The 19,789-nt window shown below is 35.9% G+C and carries 23 protein-coding genes; 21 read left to right on the forward strand and 2 right to left on the reverse strand.

Going from position 1 to position 19,789, the window contains the following annotated elements:
* Window positions 1-109: 109 nt before the first annotated feature.
* Both ACFVR1_RS00160 and ACFVR1_RS00165 read right to left on the reverse strand, forming a co-directional pair.
* Entirely contained in the window at window positions 110-889 is a 780-nt protein-coding gene (locus ACFVR1_RS00160) for a hypothetical protein (RefSeq protein ID WP_387578822.1), read from the reverse strand.
* Window positions 886-1,815 carry a nuclease-related domain-containing protein gene (locus ACFVR1_RS00165; protein ID WP_387578825.1) on the reverse strand — a complete coding sequence of 310 codons (930 nt, stop codon included), beginning with the start codon at window positions 1,813-1,815 and terminating at the stop codon, window positions 886-888. The genes ACFVR1_RS00160 and ACFVR1_RS00165 overlap by 4 nt, the downstream gene beginning before the upstream one ends.
* A 128-nt stretch (window positions 1,816-1,943) precedes the next feature.
* On the opposite strand from ACFVR1_RS00165, the gene ACFVR1_RS00170 reads away from it, so the two are divergent.
* The 21 genes from ACFVR1_RS00170 to ACFVR1_RS00270 all read left to right on the forward strand — a co-directional run bounded on the left by ACFVR1_RS00170 (window position 1,944) and on the right by ACFVR1_RS00270 (window position 19,787).
* Window positions 1,944-2,519, forward strand: a complete 576-nt coding sequence (locus ACFVR1_RS00170; RefSeq protein ID WP_387578827.1) for a nuclear transport factor 2 family protein — start codon at window positions 1,944-1,946, stop codon at window positions 2,517-2,519.
* A gap of 380 nt (window positions 2,520-2,899) precedes the next feature.
* Window positions 2,900-3,952, forward strand: coding sequence for a DEAD/DEAH box helicase family protein (locus ACFVR1_RS00175; RefSeq protein ID WP_387578829.1), 1,053 nt, complete (start codon window positions 2,900-2,902; stop codon window positions 3,950-3,952).
* Entirely contained in the window at window positions 3,949-4,572 is a 624-nt protein-coding gene (locus ACFVR1_RS00180) for a ComF family protein (protein WP_387578830.1), read from the forward strand. Before ACFVR1_RS00175 ends, ACFVR1_RS00180 begins: the two co-directional genes overlap by 4 nt.
* A gap of 46 nt (window positions 4,573-4,618) precedes the next feature.
* Window positions 4,619-5,023: a TIGR03826 family flagellar region protein gene (locus ACFVR1_RS00185; protein ID WP_387578832.1), complete on the forward strand. Its 405-nt coding sequence runs from the start codon at window positions 4,619-4,621 to the stop codon at window positions 5,021-5,023.
* Window positions 5,024-5,514: 491 nt separating this feature from the next.
* Window positions 5,515-5,778 (forward strand): flagellar biosynthesis anti-sigma factor FlgM, encoded by a 264-nt coding sequence (gene flgM, locus ACFVR1_RS00190; protein ID WP_387578834.1) that lies wholly within the window; start codon window positions 5,515-5,517, stop codon window positions 5,776-5,778.
* A gap of 15 nt (window positions 5,779-5,793) precedes the next feature.
* Window positions 5,794-6,288, forward strand: a complete 495-nt coding sequence (locus ACFVR1_RS00195) for a flagellar protein FlgN (protein WP_387578836.1) — start codon at window positions 5,794-5,796, stop codon at window positions 6,286-6,288.
* Window positions 6,289-6,300: 12 nt separating this feature from the next.
* Window positions 6,301-7,827 carry a flagellar hook-associated protein FlgK gene (flgK, locus tag ACFVR1_RS00200; RefSeq protein ID WP_387578838.1) on the forward strand — a complete coding sequence of 509 codons (1,527 nt, stop codon included), beginning with the start codon at window positions 6,301-6,303 and terminating at the stop codon, window positions 7,825-7,827.
* Between the two features lie 15 nt (window positions 7,828-7,842).
* Window positions 7,843-8,784 (forward strand): flagellar hook-associated protein FlgL, encoded by a 942-nt coding sequence (flgL, locus tag ACFVR1_RS00205; protein WP_387578840.1) that lies wholly within the window; start codon window positions 7,843-7,845, stop codon window positions 8,782-8,784.
* Between the two features lie 53 nt (window positions 8,785-8,837).
* On the forward strand, window positions 8,838-9,392 hold the full coding sequence (locus tag ACFVR1_RS00210; protein ID WP_387578841.1) for a DUF6470 family protein: 555 nt from the start codon (window positions 8,838-8,840) through the stop codon (window positions 9,390-9,392).
* A 12-nt stretch (window positions 9,393-9,404) separates the two neighbouring features.
* Window positions 9,405-9,839, forward strand: coding sequence for a flagellar assembly protein FliW (gene fliW / locus ACFVR1_RS00215; protein WP_387578843.1), 435 nt, complete (start codon window positions 9,405-9,407; stop codon window positions 9,837-9,839).
* A complete protein-coding gene (gene csrA / locus ACFVR1_RS00220) occupies window positions 9,839-10,063 on the forward strand; it encodes a carbon storage regulator CsrA (RefSeq protein ID WP_387578845.1) in 225 nt (74 codons plus the stop codon). The genes fliW and csrA overlap by 1 nt, the downstream gene beginning before the upstream one ends.
* Window positions 10,064-10,198: 135 nt before the next feature.
* Window positions 10,199-11,011, forward strand: a complete 813-nt coding sequence (locus tag ACFVR1_RS00225) for a flagellin N-terminal helical domain-containing protein (protein ID WP_387578847.1) — start codon at window positions 10,199-10,201, stop codon at window positions 11,009-11,011.
* Window positions 11,012-11,153: 142 nt separating this feature from the next.
* Complete coding sequence (locus tag ACFVR1_RS00230; protein ID WP_387578849.1) at window positions 11,154-12,839, forward strand: motility associated factor glycosyltransferase family protein; 1,686 nt, start codon at window positions 11,154-11,156, stop codon at window positions 12,837-12,839.
* A complete protein-coding gene (locus ACFVR1_RS00235) occupies window positions 12,839-13,210 on the forward strand; it encodes a hypothetical protein (protein WP_387578851.1) in 372 nt (123 codons plus the stop codon). Before ACFVR1_RS00230 ends, ACFVR1_RS00235 begins: the two co-directional genes overlap by 1 nt.
* 21 nt (window positions 13,211-13,231) lie before the next feature.
* A complete protein-coding gene (locus ACFVR1_RS00240; protein ID WP_387579922.1) occupies window positions 13,232-14,227 on the forward strand; it encodes an NAD-dependent 4,6-dehydratase LegB in 996 nt (331 codons plus the stop codon).
* The gene (locus ACFVR1_RS00245) at window positions 14,224-15,378 is read left to right on the forward strand and encodes a LegC family aminotransferase (RefSeq protein ID WP_387578853.1); all 1,155 of its coding nucleotides are present in this window, start codon (window positions 14,224-14,226) and stop codon (window positions 15,376-15,378) included. Before ACFVR1_RS00240 ends, ACFVR1_RS00245 begins: the two co-directional genes overlap by 4 nt.
* Window positions 15,379-15,381: 3 nt before the next feature.
* A complete protein-coding gene (gene neuC, locus ACFVR1_RS00250) occupies window positions 15,382-16,539 on the forward strand; it encodes a UDP-N-acetylglucosamine 2-epimerase (protein ID WP_387578855.1) in 1,158 nt (385 codons plus the stop codon).
* Between the two features lie 9 nt (window positions 16,540-16,548).
* Entirely contained in the window at window positions 16,549-17,436 is an 888-nt protein-coding gene (locus tag ACFVR1_RS00255; protein ID WP_387578857.1) for a methionyl-tRNA formyltransferase, read from the forward strand.
* Window positions 17,433-18,101 carry a PIG-L deacetylase family protein gene (locus ACFVR1_RS00260; protein WP_387578859.1) on the forward strand — a complete coding sequence of 223 codons (669 nt, stop codon included), beginning with the start codon at window positions 17,433-17,435 and terminating at the stop codon, window positions 18,099-18,101. The genes ACFVR1_RS00255 and ACFVR1_RS00260 overlap by 4 nt, the downstream gene beginning before the upstream one ends.
* On the forward strand, window positions 18,098-19,171 hold the full coding sequence (neuB, locus tag ACFVR1_RS00265; protein WP_387578861.1) for an N-acetylneuraminate synthase: 1,074 nt from the start codon (window positions 18,098-18,100) through the stop codon (window positions 19,169-19,171). Before ACFVR1_RS00260 ends, neuB begins: the two co-directional genes overlap by 4 nt.
* Complete coding sequence (locus tag ACFVR1_RS00270) at window positions 19,161-19,787, forward strand: acetyltransferase (RefSeq protein WP_387578863.1); 627 nt, start codon at window positions 19,161-19,163, stop codon at window positions 19,785-19,787. The genes neuB and ACFVR1_RS00270 overlap by 11 nt, the downstream gene beginning before the upstream one ends.
* Window positions 19,788-19,789 lie beyond the last annotated feature (2 nt).

Here is a 19,789-nt window from a genome sequence, read left to right on the forward strand (position 1 = left end):
ATACCATCTATATTGCGAGAAATCCCCCCGATGTTGCGAATAACCGAAACATTGCGCAAAAGCAACAAAACATTGCGAGTAAGCAAGTAAATGTTGCGAGTAATGCCATCTATATTGCGAGAAATCCCTCCGATGTTGCGAATAACCGAAACATTGCGAAAAGCAACAAAACATTGCAAGTAAGCAAGTAATTGTTGCGAGTAATACCATCTATATTGCGAGAAAGCCCTCCGATGCTGCGAATAACCGGAACATTGCGCAAAAGCACCAAAACATTGCGAGTAAGCAAGTAAATGTTGCGAGTAATACCATCTATATTGCGAGAAATCCCCTCGATGTTGCGAATAACCGAAACATTGCGCCAAAGCATCAAAACATTGCAAATAACCAAGTAAATGTTGCGAGTAACGCCATCTATATTGCGAGAAATTCCCTCGATGTTGCGAGTAACCGAAACATTGCGCAAAATCACCAAAACATTGCGAGTAAGCAAGTAAATGTTGCGAGTAATGCCATCTATATTGCGAGAAATCCCTCCGATGTTGCGAATAACCGAAACATTGCGAATAACCAAGTAAATGTTGCGATTAACGCCATCTATATTGCGAGAAATTCCCTCGATGTTGCGAATAACCGAAACATTGCGAATAACCAAGTAAGTGTTGCGAGTAACGCCATCTATATTGCGAGAAAGCCCCCCGATGTTGCGAATAACCGAAACATTGCGTAAAAGCATTAAAACATTGCAAATAACCAAGTAAATGTTGCGAGTAACGCCATCTATATTGCGAGAAATCCCCCCGATGCTGCGAGTAACCGAAACATTGCGCAAAACAACAAGACATTGCGAATAACCAAGTAAATGTTGCGAGTAATAAAAATCTTTCAATTATCCTTACGTTGTGCAAAATATCTTGCTGGACCTGATCCATATGATTCTAAATTCATACTATTCAGCATGCGAGATGCAGAGTAAATAGATTCAAGCCCACAAAATTTACGAAACTCTTTATTTGTGATCTCCATTTTTATTAATGAAAAGTAGTCATTTACAGCTGATATGTGCGCATAGCGATCATTTTTCTTACAAGCTAAGCATGTCCATGTAGTAGTAAAGCGCTTCATCCCCAACACTCCACAATGCGGGCATTCAACTCCAGGAATTAAAACTTTTGGTGAGATATGATAATGTTCACATAATGGGGGATAAGTGAACGGGGTTTGCTCCGTTTGAATTATTTGCTCAATCGTCTGCAATTGCTCAGTAGATAGCTGAAGGGAATTGGAATGGTTATACATATGAATCACTTTTTCATTCACACTTTCTAATTTATAAAATGGATAGTGGGGAGGTTTCCTCCGAATTCTACCCGATTTGGCAGTCATTAAAACTGCTCCTGTCACTTTCAAGTTAGGAACGTCTTTTCCGAAATAATCTTTAATAAAACGAATATGCTTCATAAGCTGAAAATAAGGGTTTGGTAACGAAATCTCTATTCCCTCCTCCGTAATTTTATAAAATTCTTCGGTTTCTAAATCTACATACAAATCTCCGCTATAATTTTTAGATTCCAACACAATAAAACAGCGATCCGTAACAATGAGACAATCGATTTGTACTTTCCACTCTCCAATAGCTAGACTCACATTGGGAAAAATCTTCACTGGTCCTGCTAACCGTAACTCAGCAAGCTTCTGAACAAGTCGATTCTCACCTCGCTCACCGGCCACTATTTTTCTAATCTCATCTTGTATAAATTCAACGGTTTGCACATCAGATAATCTCTTCAATAATGCATGATGCTCTTTTCTCAAAAATTCACCTCCAATCTACCTACATAATACATCCATTTAATAGAAAATTCTACCTATTTAAAATGGAACCAAATATTTGAGTTTTCGTCTTAGTTATGACAAAATAACCTCAGCAGGAGGAGAACTAGATGAAACTTATACACATATTAATACTTACAGCAACTGTATTCGCACTTGCTGCTTGCAATAGCAACGAAGAAAAAGTAACAAACTCAGGATCCGCTAATGACATTGCGCCTTCCGATGCCCAATCGGTGACAGATCACGGAGCAAAAGATAAATCAGAAGTCGGCTTCGAAATGGCTGGAGGTAATATTGAAGAAGCCACTAATGTCCCGAAAAAAGAAAAAGCAGCCATCATGGGAGCATTCAACGAATACATGGATGCTTTCAATGAAGAAAATATCGACCGCTACATGAAAACTATTTCCAAAAAACCAGAAGGCTTCAACTATGAAACCGAAAAAACGGACGTCCAAGCAGCGTTCAAAGAATATGACATTACTCGTACAGCAGAAAATACGACCATCATTAAATACGATGAAAATAATGCACAAGTATTTGCAAATCTAAAAACCAATCTCGTACAACCATCGACTGGTGCAAAACTCGAACGCAATGGACGCCAAATCACAGTATTCGTAAAAGAAGACGGAAAGTGGCTCGTTACAAGTGTTTACTTTATGATGGAAACATCCAAATAATTTCTCAAATACCCTCGACAATCATGTCGGGGGCTTTTTTACCATTTCAATTCATCGCAACATTCAGTAAACTTATCGTAAACCAATCAGTTAGGAGAATGCCCGTGAACAAACAATTACAACAATTTCTAACAGGTCGCATATGGCTTCGCGAACATACCCCATTCCCGCACGAAGTCATCGACGCTCACATCGAAAGCGGCCACATCCACCTCAAACCCGGTATTGACACAGCCATAAACAATTCTTTGTTTTGGCAATTAAAGAAGAACGTCTGTAACCGATGCCACAACACAAACCAAACTTTATTTCACACATTTCACTGTGCACGATGTAACAAAAAATGCATCTATTGCCGCCATTGCATTCGGATGGGTCGGGTGAGTAGTTGTTCAGAGCTCCTACTTTGGGACAAGCGTCCTGCTCGCGGCGCGAACGTTCATATCTTTGACTGGAGCGGACAACTAACGCCTCTTCAGCAAAAAGCAAGTGAAGAGCTTCTCACAAGCGTCCAACAAAACAAATCCCATTTATTGCACGCAGTTTGCGGAGCAGGAAAAACCGAGCTACTTTTTCCTTCCATTTTTGCCTCCCTCCAAGAAGGAAAAAGAGTTTGCGTAGCAGCTCCTAGAACCGATGTCATCCTAGAACTATTCCCACGCTTTCAAAAAGTATTCCCAAAAACAATCATTCACGCATTATACGGTGGTGCGCCTGACCAAGAAGGCTTTGCAGATTTAGTGCTGGCAACAACACATCAGCTCTACCGTTTTGAAAATGCATTCGATGTCGTATTTGTCGACGAAGCAGATGCATTCCCGTATTACGCTGACGAAACGTTGCAACGAGCTGTAAAAAAAGCTGCAAAAAAAGATGCTGCCATCCATTATGTAACAGCCACTCCTACCAAATCATTGAAAACAACTAACCAATCTATCCTTTCACGTAGATATCACGGCTATGACTTACCAGTCCCAAGATATTGCGCATTATGGGGATACACTAGACAATTGAAAAAGGGGAAAGTTCCAATTAAACTCCAGCAATGGATTATAGAAAAAACAAAAAGTAACATCCCGTTTCTCGTTTTCTTACCTACTATTGAAATGCTTGAAAACTTCCCGGGAGATTTACCAAGAGTTCACGCAGAACATCCGGAACGAAAAGAAATTGTTATGCAGCTTCGTGAAAAGAAAGTACCAGGTCTACTCACAACAACCATCTTAGAACGAGGCATAACGATTGAGAATGTCCACGTAGCGGTCGTTGGAGCAGAACAAAAAATCTTCACATCAAGCGCACTCATCCAAATTAGTGGACGAGTAGGACGCTCATTCAAATACCCGAGCGGTGATATCGTATTCTTCCACCACGGCATTACTCACGAAATGGACAAAGCAAAAGCCGCAATCGAAGGGTGGAATAAAGAATGAATTGTCTAATTTGTGGAAGCATTTTTCAATCGCCACCAACTTGGAGAAAGTTATTTATATATGAAATAGAACCTACCGCCTGCAACCGATGTCTAAGTAAATTTGAAAATTCCAACCCTGAAATTGATTTCACGGATTTCAAAGGAACTCACTACGAAGGAGCGGTAGAATCAGTCAAAACACTCTATTCCTACAACGAAGCAATGAAAAGTTATTTACATCAATATAAGTTTTTGCAAGATGTGGCACTCGCTCAAGTATTCGCAGAAGAGGTTCGTCATGCATTTGAAGCAGGTGAAGGAACAGTCGTACCAATTCCAATGCATCCAGAAAGGCTACTTCAAAGAACATTTGGTCAAGTCGACGAACTGCTAAATTATGCAGGAATCTCTTTCAAACAACTACTCGCTAAAACTGCAACAAGTGAACAAGGGAAAAAGACGAAAAAAGAGCGGTTACAAGCTAGTCCTTTATTTGAAGTGAAAGAGAAAATAGAGGCACAAAACTATATTTTATTCGATGATATTTACACAACAGGTACTACCATTCACCATGCCGCAAAAGTATTAAAGGAAGCCGGAGCTAAAAGAGTTGATGCGATCACTTTAATTAAAGGATAGATTGCCGATATAAAAGTAAAGCTACTTGAACTTGGAGGGATCCACCATGGGAGAATTGAAAAATTGCCCGACCTGCGGCGAATTTTTTAACTATACGGGAATAAGAGAAGTATGCAACAAATGCTCGATGAATGAAGAAAAACTATACGAGATCGTCTACCGCTTCTTACGTAAACGTGAAAATCGGGCTGCAACTGTCGAACGAATCGTCGAAGTAACAGGTGTAGAAGAATCCCTTCTACATAAATGGGTTCGAAAAGGCAGATTACAACCAGCCATGTTCCCAAACCTTGGCTACCCATGTGATAACTGTGGAAAACTAACAACGCAAGGAAAGTTATGCAAAGACTGTACGGAAGATATAAAATCTGGACTTCGTCAATTAGACGCAGCATTAGAATTCAGAGAAAAAGTTAATACCCACGAAAATACCTATCATAAACAAAAATAAATCCTATCGATCGTAGCATTTTCAGACAGTAGACAAACTCGATAAAAATCGAGCTTGTCTACTGTCTCTTTTATTATTTTCCCGCTCCTGCGTCCATGTGTAAAACTGTATAACAGAAAATACGACCGGATAGTAATATTTATGACTGTATAACAGAAAATACGACCGGATAGAAATATTTATGACCGTATAACAGAAAATACAACCGGATAGAAATATTTATGACCACATAACAGAAAATGTGACCGGACAAAAATATCCTAGGTATAGAAAGTCAGTTCTTCCTCAAATTCTCACATTTTATCCTCTAACTATTAATCAAGGAGTGTAGTTTTATGGTGTCACAGCATCTACAGAATGGCTCCAGTGTCACTGTGACAGGGATGAAGATTACCGCATTCCATATATTTCATCTAAATTAATCTAAACACTTCAAATTTCTAACCGAAATAAGTTATAGACACTAAAAGGAGAAGGGAGGACATAGAAACATGAAAATTTCAAATATAGCATTAAACCAAGTAAATCCATATAAACGCAACCAACTACAAACGGAAAAAGCACAAAACACAACAAGACCAACAGCCGATCAACTAGAAATCTCATCAGCTGCAAAGAGCATGCAAACAAAATCTCCAATTGAGGTAGAACAAGCAGAACGAGTTGCTGCTATCAAAGCAGATATTGATGCAGGAACATACAAAGTAGATGCAAAACAATTAGCATCGAATATTCTCACTTATTACCGTATGTAGAAGGAGCTCAAAACCATGTCCATTGAAAAGATTTTGCAAGCTCTAACAAAACTTGAAATGCTTCACAAAAGTTTACTAGAAATTGCATACAAAAAAACAGAAGCCATCAAAACTGGAGACATGGACAGTCTAAACCAACTGCTCAAGGACGAGCAGGCACACGTAGCAGGCATTTCTCAGCTTGAACAACAGCGTCAATTAGAGGTAACGGATTACCTTCGAGCAAAAGGAATTGCTCCTACTGACAACCCAACTGTTGCGCTTGTTATAGATGCCGCTGAAACATTAGAGGACAAAGAATTATTAAAAGAAGCACGAAATAAGCTACTTTTAACGTTGGAAACATTAAAGCATCAGAACGATCTGAACCAAAAGCTAACATTTCAATCTCTTCAATTTGTCAACATGACACTAGATATGTTACGACCAAAACCAGACCAAATAAACTACTCGAAAACCGAAGTAAAAGGTCCCTCAAAAGACAAAACCTACTTCGATTCACAAGCTTAAGGAGGCGAACCCATGGGCTCTACATTTATGGGATTAGAAACAAGCAAACGAGGACTCTTCACGCAACAATCAGCTCTATATACAACAGGGCATAATATCTCAAACGCCAACACACTTGGATTCTCACGTCAACGTGTAAATATGGAAGCAACTCTAGGCTATCCAGGCACAGGCTTAAATGCTCCTAAAATAGCGGGTCATCTAGGAACAGGAGTACAAGCCCAATCTGTTCAACGTATTCGCGACGAATTTATAGACCGTCAATATCGCCAAGAAACAACAAAACTTGGGTATTGGGAATCGAGAGCAAATGCGATTAGCCAAATAGAGGATATAGTAACAGAGCCTTCTGACTATGGTTTGAATGCTGCTCTCGATCAATTTTGGAGCTCTTTACATGACTTAAGTGCGAGTCCTGAGAATGCTGCAACACGTAAAGTTGTAATACAACGTGCACTTCATCTAGCAGATTCGTTTAACTACACACATAAACAATTATCTGATATTCAAGGGAATGTCGGGAATGAAATTAAAGTATCCACAGATGATATAAATTCCATATTAAAACAAATTGCATCTATTAATGAACAAATTCAAGCCATTGAACCTAATGGATATATGCCAAATGATTTGTATGATGCACGTGATGTGCTAATAGATGAGTTATCGCAATACTTCCCGATAGAAACAGAACGTGTTAAGTCTGGTGGAAATGCCCTTGCAATTGCAGAAGGTAGTCTGAATGTAAGCATTAAGCTAGCTGACGGTTCTAAAATAGACTTAGTAAAAGGGAAAGACTTTGCCCAACTTGATATTATGGACACATCTAATAACAAATTGGATGGAACAGATCTGACTGCGGGATTCAATGAAATTAAAATTACCGGCTTAGGAGGAGGATCAATCAGTTACAATCAACTAGCTCCGTCTAAAGGAAAACTAGTATCATTAATAGATTCATTCGGTCATGGAAACCCTCCAACTGGATATTTCACAGATACATTAGCAAAATTAGATACAATGGCTAATGCATTCATTAAGGAATTCAATGATCTCCATAAAATGGGCTTTACACTAGCGGACGGAACGACTGCAAGTACAGCTGGCCAAGATTTTTTTGAGGGGACAGGAGCCTCTGGAATAAAGGTACTTGATGATATTATTAAGAATCCAAATCTAATCGCTGTTTCTGACGTTCAAGGAGAAGCAGGTAACGGAAAAAATGCAATCAAACTTGCAAACATGAAATTTAATAAGTTAACTGATTTAAATGGTGCAACGATTCAGTCTTTCTATCAAGGAATTATCGGACAACTTGGCGTTGATGGGGAGCAGGCGAATCGTCTTCAAACAAATTCAGGAACGATTCTACTTACTGTAGCAAATAATCGTGCATCAGTAAGCTCTGTTTCTTTAGACGAAGAAATGACAAATATGATTACATTCCAACAAGCATACAATGCAAATGCACGTATGATTACAGTTATAGATGAAACTTTAGATAAAATAATTAACGGCATGGGTCGAGTTGGCTTATAGGAAGGGGATAAATAAATGCGTGTAACACAATCAATGCTTTCCAGCAATATGCTTCGTAACCTATCAAATAGCTACTCCAAAATGGGAAAGCTACAAAACCAAATAAACTCGGGTTCGAAAATTACTCGTCCTTCAGATGACCCAGTTGTCGCTGTAAAAGGGATTGGCTATCGTACAAATTTAAATAAAGTAGAACAATACAAACGGAATATGGGAGAAGTGGAAAACTGGCTAGATACTTCGGATGATACACTTGATCATGTAGGGATAGCACTTCGCCGTGTGCAAGAATTGGTTACAAATGCAGCGAGCGATACGAATACGGATGAAGATCGTGAGAAAATGAAAAAAGAAATAGATCAAATTAAATTACAAATCCGTGATTTAGCAAATACTAAAGTTGGAGAAAAGTATTTGTTTAGTGGGACTAATACGTTGAGTCCGGTATTTTCAAATGATGGTACAAACGATACTTTTGCTGGGGTAATTATAGATCCTACACTTGGAATAGGAGGTTCCATAGCAGCTACTCCTCCTTCAAGCGGATATACAAATTCAGTTGAGGTAGAAGTATATGATGGTGTTAATTTAAATATAAACACAGACGCGGTTAAAATGTTTGCTCAAATTGACGATATGCTTACTAACATCCAAAAGGATTTGTCTACTGGAGCAGATGGAACAACAATTGGAAATCGTTTGAGTGAGATTAGCTCTGCTCAAAACACGGTATTAGAGAATAGAGCAGATATTGGGGCTCGACAAAATCGTGTAGAAATGATGATTAATCGACTTGCAACGCAAGAAGTAGTTGTAACGAAGCAATTATCTGACAATGAGGATATTGATTATGAGCGTGTTATAACTGAAATGATCACACAAGAGTCTATTCACCAAGCTGCCCTTTCGGTAGGTGCTAAAATAATCCAATCAACATTAGTAGACTTTATTCGATAATAAAAAGGCGTTTGGACAATTTGTTCAAACGCTTTATTTAGAGGTGAGATTAAATGGATTTTCCACAAATACAAATTCGAACAACCGATGCTAAATTAGGTCTGAACATTGAAGACGCTAAACAGATAATTCGTCAGCCAAAAGCAACTCAACATATTGAACAACCTGCTGCAATTATTGACATTGAAACTAAGCAAGGATTTATGAGAATTGATTCTTCCCAAGCCCGTAGAGATGTAGGGATGATTGGCCCTTTAGAATCTTCTGCAAAATATGCACAAGCAGGACGGCAAAAAGTAATGGAAGGAATTGCAAGACGTGCGAGCGAAGGTAACCAAATGATGGACATTGCGCATAATAAGAATGCAATTCCTGCGATTGCGAAGAAAAATTCATTCCCTGTGCCAGCGAAACTAGGAATAGATTTTATTCCTTCTGTAGATTCTGTTAAACTGGACTACACTCCTGCAAAATTAGATATTAATGTCCAAACCCAAAAAGCGAAAATTAGTGCCCAAGTAAATAAACCAATTCACGTGTACACACCAGGTATAGTGTCAGGTTATATGTTACAAAACCCATCGATAGAAATAGACGTAATTGTCTAAAAGGAGCAAATTATGAATATCGAAACAAAATTTTTAGGAGAAGTTATAATAGAGGAAAAAGAAATCATCCAATTTCCCAACGGACTTCCAGGATTCGAACAAATAAAAGAATTTATCATACTACCATTAGAAAAAGACTCAGCATTTGCTGTATTACAGTCAATAAAAGAGCAAGAAATAGGCTTCGTAATTGCTCTGCCATTTATCTTTAAAAAAGACTATGCATTTGATTTAGCTGAGGAAGACAAAGAAGAACTTCAAATTAAAGCGTCAGAGGATTTAATCACATACTCAATAGTAACTTTAAAAGAACCTTTTAATAGTTCAACTTTAAACTTGCAAGCACCAGTTATCATTAACCACAAACAAAAGATTGCGAAACAACTTGTCTTACAAGACGCAAACACATATCCATTAAGATTCCCTATCGAAGGGAGTTACGCCTAATGCTCGTACTCTCTCGAAAAAAAGACGAATCTATCATGATTGGCGATCAAATTGAATTGAAGATACTTAGCGTGGAGGGTGACCAAGTAAAACTAGGAATTATTGCTCCGAAAAACGTAAAAGTCTATCGTTCTGAAGTATACGAAAGTATCCAACAACAAAATAAAGAAGCTTTAAATGTTTCTAAATCGTTAATTGAAAAACTTTCGAAAAAAAATATTTAAAAACTATTAAACATTTAAAGATTAGTACGATACTATTTATGTAAGGCAAAAATGGGGCGGCCGACCTTGTAATGCCAAACAAATTCCACAAGGACGTGGACCTAAATAAACCAAAATTCAAGGAGGAATCTCACAATGAGAATTCAACACAATATTTCAGCTTTAAACACACACAGAAACTTAACAGCTAATCAAGGTTCATCTGCTAAAAACTTAGAAAAACTTTCTTCAGGATTCAAAATCAACCGCGCTGGAGACGATGCAGCTGGTCTTGCTATTTCTGAAAAAATGCGTGGACAAATCCGCGGTTTAGATATGGCTACTAAAAACGCTCAAGATGGTATTTCTTTAATCCAAACAGCTGAGGGAGCTCTTAACGAAACTCATGCAATTTTACAACGTATGCGTGAATTATCAGTACAATCTGCAAATGATACAAATACTGATGATGACCGTAAAGAACTTCAAAAAGAAATTTCAGCATTGACTACTGAAATCACACGTATCTCTACTGACACTGAGTTCAACACTCAATCATTATTAGATGGAACATTCACAGGTAAACTAATTCATATCGGTGCTAACACAGGACAAACTTTATCAGTTTCAGTTGCTACAATGGGCGCTAAAGCATTAGGTATCGACGCTGTTAGTGTTGCAACACAATCAGGTGCAAACAGTGCAATTGCTTTACTTGATTCTGCAATCAAAACTGTTTCATCTCAACGTTCTGATCTTGGTGCTATCCAAAATCGTTTGGAACATACAATCAATAACCTTGGTGCAACTTCTGAAAACTTAACTGCTGCTGAATCACGTATTCGTGACGTTGATATGGCTAAAGAAATGATGGAGTTCACTAAGAACAATATCTTGACTCAAGCTGCACAATCTATGTTAGCTCAAGCTAACCAACAACCACAAGGCGTACTTCAATTACTACAATAATAATTAGTAATTAAAAAAAGCTGAAGCTTATAGCTTCAGCTTTTTTTATAAAGTATATTACATAGAAGAACTAAACTAGCTGCTATATTAAAAAAATATTAGGTGAATTTTATTTTCCTTAGAAGAACGAATGAGGGATTGTATGTATAAAGTTACAAAAGAACTAAATAAAAGAGAAATTGAAGTAATAAAAATATTTGATAATGAAACGAACAAAATCATACCACTAAATTCAGAAATATCTCCACTAAAAGAGATTGAACGTTTTTGCCAACCAATCAATAATAATATGTTCTATTTTATTATTGGAAGTGGAAATGGGACAATTTTAGAATATCTATTAAATAAAAAATATAAATCAAAGTTTTATATTTTAGAAGTTTTTGATGAAATTAATTACTCTGATGAGTACATAGAAACTTTAAAGGAACAGAATATTAATCTCTTTTATAATTCCAAATTAAATTATTTAGAGTTAAGTGGTGCAATAAGAAACTCTATGGGAATGGATTGTGAAGTATTAATACATCCAAACTATGATAGGGTAAATGCAGGGCTACTTTCCCCAATAGTTGAAAAAATAAAAATGGGTATAGTAACTGCTACAATTAATAAAAATACAGAAAACTATTTTAAATTTGAGTGGATAACCGAGCCTATATTAAATCTTTCCATAACTAAAGAAGCAAGATCTATTTTGGAAATTAGGGATAATTTTATCGATAAAGATGTAATTCTTGTTTCCTCGGGCCCTTCCATGTCGGATCATATTGATTTTATGAAGAAGAATATTGATTCAGCTTATATCATTGCTTCAGGTTCAGCGGTAAATGGTTTAATCAACAATAATATTATGCCCGACTTTGTTACAATTATGGATGGCTCCTTAATTAACTATACAGCACATTTTGAGAAAACACAGTATACTGGCCCTATTATTACTACAGGAACTACAAATCACTCAATCTTAAAGAATCACAAAGGAGAAATTTTTGTTACAAATTTTGCTCAAGACTCCATAACGGCTACCGAACGTAAGGATCTACTAAATGTTCCAAATGTGCCGTCTGTAGCATTATACTCATTATTATTATCTCATTTTCTTGGTGCCAAGAATGTATATATGGTCGGACAGGATTTAGCTTTGGCAAATGGACAGTACTATGCATCAGGTGTTAGTGAACATGCTAATATGAAAAAACTTGGAGAAACGATTGAAGTAGAGTCAAATAATGGTAGTGTGACTCATACTACATTTGGTTTAGCCTCAACTTTAGAGAGTTTTAATAATGTTGTTTCTATTATCACTAAAACTAATTCAAAGCTTCAGATTTATAATTTAGCAAAAGATGGGGCAAAAATTAAAGATGTACCTTATATTAATTCAGAAGATATCGAATTGGGTAATAAGATTGAAAAAAGTTGGATTAATCGATCTGAAGATAAAGTTAATCTAAATTACACCTATTCAGCAGATTTTTTGAGCAAAATTGAAGCGTGTAAGAAGGATGTTGATTATGCTGTTCGCAAAATAAATCAAATGAATTTGTCTGCAGTATCATTAAAAGACTTAAAAAAAGTATTGCTTTTAATAAAATCTTTGAGAGAAAATGAGGTATTAGAAACTCATATTTTAAATATGCTTTATTCTACTACTAAATCTATCAATAATATGTTTGAATATGGTTTTGAGGATAACTTTGAAACAAACCAAGAGCGTGTCGAAATGATAAAAAAGTTTAAGATTTACATTGAATATATTCAAAAGTATCTTTTGGGATTATTAGAATCTCCGGTATGGATACAACTTGATAAGGAGAGATTATGATGGAACTAGACATTGAAAAAGAATTAAAAGAATTAATTGAAAGCTTAAATCAATACATATCTAAAATTCCACAAGGATGTATTAAAATAGCAGAATATTTAAGGCTTAACAAACGGGATGAAGCTTACTGTTCTATTGGAGATTTTGTGGAAGGAATGGAATGGATAAATGATTCTATAAATGTTCTCGAAAGAAATGATTACTTAATTTTATTGAATAGCCAAAAAATGAAAGAACTATTAAAGGAAATTAATATTGTTTTAGAGCAACAAGATGAGAATTTATTAGCAGATTTATTTGAATATGAAGCGGCAAGTTTTTTTGAAGAGGCTATTCAATTAGGAATTGTAGCTTTTAAGACGGAAAAATAAGAAATGAAGAAGGGTGAAATGATGAAAATTCTTGTAACTGGTGCTGACGGCTTCATTGGTTCTCATTTAACAGAAGCTCTTGTTACACAAGGCTATGATGTACGAGCATTTGTATATTATAATTCTTTCAATTCGTGGGGATGGCTTGATAAATCTCCATCGAAAATAAAAAACAATTTAGATGTTTTTGCTGGGGATATTCGGGACCCCTATGGAGTAAAGGAAGCAATGAGAGGCTGTACACACGTTTTACACTTAGCTTCACTCATTGCGATACCTTACTCTTATCACTCGCCAGATACCTATGTAGATACAAATATTAAGGGTACGCTTAATATTGTTCAAGCAGCAAGAGAACTAGAAATAGAGAAAGTAGTGCACACTTCTACTAGTGAAGTTTATGGAACAGCTTTATATGTTCCAATTGATGAGAAGCATCCACTTCAAGGACAATCACCGTATTCTGCATCTAAAATTGGTGCGGATCAAATGGCGTTGTCTTTTTATCGTTCTTTTAATACTCCTATAACTATAATTCGTCCATTTAATACATATGGCCCTAGACAATCAGCAAGAGCAGTAATTCCTACTATTATTGGACAGCTTGCTTCAGGAAAATCAACAATAAAATTAGGAGCTATCAGCCCTACTCGTGATTTTAATTATGTCAAAGATACAGTAAGTGGTTTTATTTCGGTAATGAATAGTGAGAAATCTATTGGTGAAGTGATTAATATTGGCTCAAATTATGAGGTTACTATAGGTGAGACAGCTGAAATGATTGCTAATATTATGAATGTGAATTTGAAAATTGAAACAGATGATGAACGTTTAAGACCAGAAAAAAGTGAAGTTGAGCGTTTATGGGCAGAAAATAAAAAAGCAAAAGAATTACTTGGTTGGGAGCCCTCTTTTGGAGGAAAAGAAGGTTTTAGAAGAGGGTTGGAAGAGACGATTGAATGGTTTACCAAGTCTGAAAATCTAGCATCATATAAAACGGATGTGTATAACATATGAGAAACGAATGGTTAACCTTTACTTCTGAAGTAAAAAAGATGTATGAAAAAGATTTTGTAGCACTTCACGAACCTACTTTTACAGATGTAGAAGTAGATTATGTGACAGATTGTGTCAAATCAGGTTGGGTATCATCAGTTGGTAAATATGTAGAGCGTTTTGAAAAAGAATTAGCAGAATTTACTGGTGTTAAACGAGCTATTGCAGTCGTTAACGGTACTGCAGCTCTTCATGTATCATTAAAAGTAGCGGGTGTAAAGGCAGGCGATGAAGTGTTTATGCCTGCATTAACTTTTGTTGCTACTGCTAATGCAGCTTCTTACTTAGGCGCAGTTCCACATTTTGTAGATGTTTCTGAAAATACGTTAGGGATTGATCCTGGAAAGTTAGAAGACCATATTTTACAGATTGGTGACTATAAAGGAGATCATCTTATTAATAAGGAAACTGGTAGAATAATTCGTGCAGTTGTACCAATGCATACCTTTGGGCATCCAGTGGAGTTAGATGAGCTACAGGCAATTTGTAAAAAATATAATTTGATACTAGTGGAAGATGCAGCAGAATCCCTTGGATCGTATTATAAAGGGAAACATACAGGAAGTTTCGGAAAAGTGAGTGCTCTTAGCTTCAATGGTAATAAAATTATTACAACCGGTGGTGGAGGAGCAATCTTGACGAATGATGAGGACATTGCTGATTATGCAAAACACATAACTACAACAGCAAAAATTCCCCATCGGTGGGTATATAACCATGATGAAGTAGGTTACAACTATCGTTTACCAAATATTAATGCTGCATTAGGATGTGCACAACTTGAAAAAATGCAATTATTTATTGAGCAAAAAAGAAAGATTACATTTGTCTATGAAAAACTTGTTGATGATCTTACAGGAGTTCGATTATTTAAGGAACCTGAACATACTAAAAGCAATTATTGGTTGCAAACATTAATACTAGACCATACCTATAATAGAGATGAAGTTCTAGATTTTTTAAATGATCAAGGTGTAATGAGTCGACCTATTTGGACACCACTACATGAGCTGAAACCATATTCATATATGCCTAAAGCAGACTTATCAACAACGGATAATTTAAAGAACTTAATAATAAATATTCCAAGCACACCAGTAAGTGAGGGATAAGGAATGAAGCGTAAAATTTGTGTAGTAACAGGTACACGAGCTGAATATGGTTTATTATATTCATTGATGAATAAAATTAAGAAAGACGATGAACTAGAATTACAACTAATTGTGACAGGCATGCATTTATCACCTGAATTCGGATTAACCTTTCGTCAAATAGAGAACGATGGTTTTGTAATTGATAAAAAAATTGACATGTTATTATCAGGGGATACACCAGCTGCGATCACAAAATCAATTGGTTTAGGTGTAATAGGATTTGCTGATGCCTATCAAGCGTTAAGACCAGATATTATTGTTGTATTAGGCGATCGTTTTGAAATATTAGCAGCTACTCAAGCGGCGATGGTATCAAGAATTCCTATCTCTCATATACACGGCGGGGAGTTAACAGAAGGGTTAATTGATGATCCTATTCGCCATTCAATTACGAAAATGTCTCATATTCATTTTGCAGCTTCAGAAGAATATCGAAAAAGAATAATACAAATGGGTGAGCAGCCCGATACGGTATTTAATGTAGGAACTTTAGGGATAGAGGGAATAAAAAATACCTCATTATTAACAAAAGATGCTTTAAATGCATCTCTCCAATTTAAAACAGATAAATTTTTCTTGGTGACATTACATCCTACAACCCTTGAAGATAGTACTGCTGAGAATCAGATAAAGATACTTCTTTCTGTATTAGATGAATTTCAAGATTATAAAGTGATCTTTACTAAAACCAATGCGGATACCGATGGACGTATAATAAATGCACATATTGAGAGTTATGTCCAACAAAACAAAGAACGCAGTATTGTCTTTGACTCTTTGGGGCAGCTTCGATATTTAAGTGCGATAAAGCATTGTAAAGCTGTAATTGGTAATTCTTCAAGTGGATTAGTGGAAGTACCTATATTTTTGAAACCAACAATCAATATAGGGGATCGTCAAAGGGGAAGACTTAAAGCAGATTCTGTAATTGATTGTAATTTCGAAAAGAATGAGATTCTCCGTGCAATAAAAAAAGGAATTAGCGATGATTTTTTAATTAAAATTCAAACAATGAATCAAGTTTATGGCTCAGGTAGCACATCTGAAGAAATGATTCATGTCTTAAAACAATTCACTTTGGATACAATTCTGAAGAAGAAGTTTTATGATATCGTGTAGAGGTGAATTATGAAAATTATATTCATTGGCTGTGTTCAATCAAGCGAGTATTTCCTAAAAGCTGTTTATAGAAATACAGAGGCAAAAATAGCAGGTATAGTAACGAAAACGCAATCTAATTTTAATGCAGATCATGTTTCTTTAGAAAAATTCGCAATTAAACATGGTATCGATTGGTTAGATTATAAAGATAATAATACTCTTTTAAGTTGGATACACGAAAAGAGTCCAGATGTGATCTATTGCTTTGGATGGTCACACCTTTTACCAAGAGAGGTATATAGCATAGCTAAAAAAGGTGCAGTTGGATACCATCCAGCACTATTACCACAAAATCGCGGGAGACATCCTATTATTTGGGCTTTAGCGTTAGGATTAAAAGAAACAGGTTCTACTTTTTTTTATTTATCAGATCGAGCAGATTCAGGGGATATATTAAACCAAAAAGTGGTTTCGATTAGTGAAAGTGATGATGCAGGAAAACTTTATCAAAAGTTATTAAAAATTGGAGAAAAACAAGTAATTCAATTGACAGATGATCTGATAAATAATCGAATTATACCTATCCCGCAAGTCGAGCGTAAAGCAAATTATTGGAGAAAGCGTTCGAAGAAAGATGGAGAAATTGATTGGAGAATGGGTAGTCAAAACATTTTACAGTTGGTTAAAGCATTGACAAAGCCATATGTAGGTGCACATTTTGTTTATCAAGATCACGAGTATAAAGTATGGTCAGCAAAAGAGGTACTGCTGGATGATTGGAATTATAAAAATATCGAACCCGGTAAAATACTGGCAGTAAGTTCGGATTCATTCATAGTAAAAACTGGTGATGGATTAATAGAAATTACGGAGTGTGAATTAAAAGATATTCCTAAAATAGGAGATTATATATGAACAAAAAAATAATTGTAGTTACACCTCATCCAGACGATGAGACATTAGGATGTGGGGGTACTTTATTAAAATATAAGAAACAGAATCAGCAACTTTATTGGCTTATCGTGACAAGAATGGGGAACACTTTTTCAGATGAAAGAAAACAACAGCGTCAAAAAGAGATTTGCGACGTAGCGAGTTGTTATCAATTTGATGAAGTATTTCAATTAGAATTTCCAACATCAGAGCTTGATAGAATACCAATGGGTGATTTAGTCAAAAACATTAGTAACGTATTTACAAAGGTTCAACCACATATTGTTTTTGTACCATATCCAGGGGATATACATAGTGACCACAAGGCTGTTTTTGACGCAACTATGGCTTGTTCGAAATGGTTCCGATATCCATCTGTAGAAAAAGTTCTAGTCTATGAAACCTTATCGGAAACTGATTTTTCAATTGATCCAGATACAAATGGTTTTAAACCAAATATATATGTAAATATTAGTGGTCTTTTGGAGAAAAAGGTAGAGATTATGAGTATTTTCACTTCTGAAATAAACGATTTTCCTTTTCCGAGAAGTGAAAAAGCAATTCGTTCTCTAGCTTATTTAAGAGGGGCAGCAAGCGGATTTGAAGAAGCGGAGGCATTTATGTTGCTTAAGGAGCGGATGGAGTGAATACATATATTATTGCTGAAGCAGGTGTAAATCATAACGGTTCTTTTGAAATTGCAAAGGAATTAGTAAAAAAAGCAAAAGAATCTGGTGCAGATGCTGTTAAATTTCAAACGTTTAAAGCGGAGAATCTAGTTACAAGAGACGCAAAGCAAGCAGCATATCAAGTTGAAAATCTAGGGAGAGCAACTACTCAATACGATATGTTGAAGTCTCTTGAACTTTCATTTGAAGAATTTAAAAGTTTAAAAGAATACTGCGACACATTAGATATCGAATTTTTATCGACACCTTTTGATGTAGAAAGTGTCGATTTTTTACTAGACGATCTGCTAATGAAGATAGTTAAAGTTCCTTCAGGTGAATTAACAAATACACCATTTTTACATTATATTGCTACAAAACAAAAGAAGATGATAATCTCTACTGGGATGGCAACAATGGATGAGATACATGAGGCTCTTTCATTTATAGCTTTTGGATTATCAAAACCAAATGAAGAAGTAAAGGTCGACAAAGTACACGCTTTCTATAAAACTAAGAAAGCAAAGGAGATATTACAGCAATTTGTAACTGTTCTTCACTGTACAACAGAGTACCCTGCACCATTTAATACAATTAACCTAAACGCAATGAAACAATTAGAAAATGAACTTCAATTACCGATTGGTTTTTCAGATCACTCCGAAGGGATTGCAGTTCCTATTGCAGCAGTTGGAGCAGGTGCAAAGTTAATAGAAAAGCATTTTACTCTAGACAGACAATTACCAGGACCAGACCATTTAGCTTCATTGGAGCCAAATGAATTACTTGAGATGGTAACAAGTATTCGAAATGTCGAGATTGCTTTAGGTAGTGGAGTAAAGGCTCCAACAAGTATTGAATTAAGTAATCGAAATGCTGCAAGAAAAAGCGTAGTTGCAAGTAAAGATATAAATGAAGATGATTTTATTACAAATGAAAATATCATGGTAAAGAGACCAGGGACAGGTTTAGCTCCTTCCTTTTATTGGTCACTTTTAGGAACTAAAGCGAAGAAGAGCTATAAAAAGGATGATTTCATTGTTAAATAAACCTATTATTTTAATAGGAAATGGTGGCCATGCTTCTGTACTAACAGAAATTTTGTTAACCCAAAACCGGACTATATTAGGTTATACAGCACCTTCGCAAGAGAGCAATACTTTTGGATTACAATATATTGGTCCAGATATGGCAATTCAAAATTATAATCCAAATGAAATAGAACTAATCTTAGGAATAGGTACAGTAAACGTCTCAAATATTCGAAAGTCCTTGTTTGAAAGAATGAAACAACTAGGTTTTCAATTTGCAAAAGTAATTCATGGGCAGACCATTCTTTCCCCATCGGTAACTCTAGGCGAAGGTGTTCAAATAATGGCAGGGGCTATTATTCAAACAAATGTCAAAGTTGGAAATAATACAATTATTAATACTGGCGCTTGTATAGATCATGATAGCAATATTGGTGAGCATGTACATATCGCACCTCGTGTAACGATATCTGGTGGAGTTAAAATTAAAAATGGATGTCATGTTGGAACCGGTGCTACCCTTATTCAAGGAATAACTCTCGGAAATGATAGCTTAATAGGTGCAGGTGCTGTTGTTATACATAATATAGCTGCAGGAAAAAAAGCTATTGGAGTTCCCGCAAAGGAAGTGTAATA

The organism is Psychrobacillus sp. NPDC058041 (genome assembly GCF_042885655.1).
Taxonomy (GTDB): domain Bacteria; phylum Bacillota; class Bacilli; order Bacillales_A; family Planococcaceae; genus Psychrobacillus.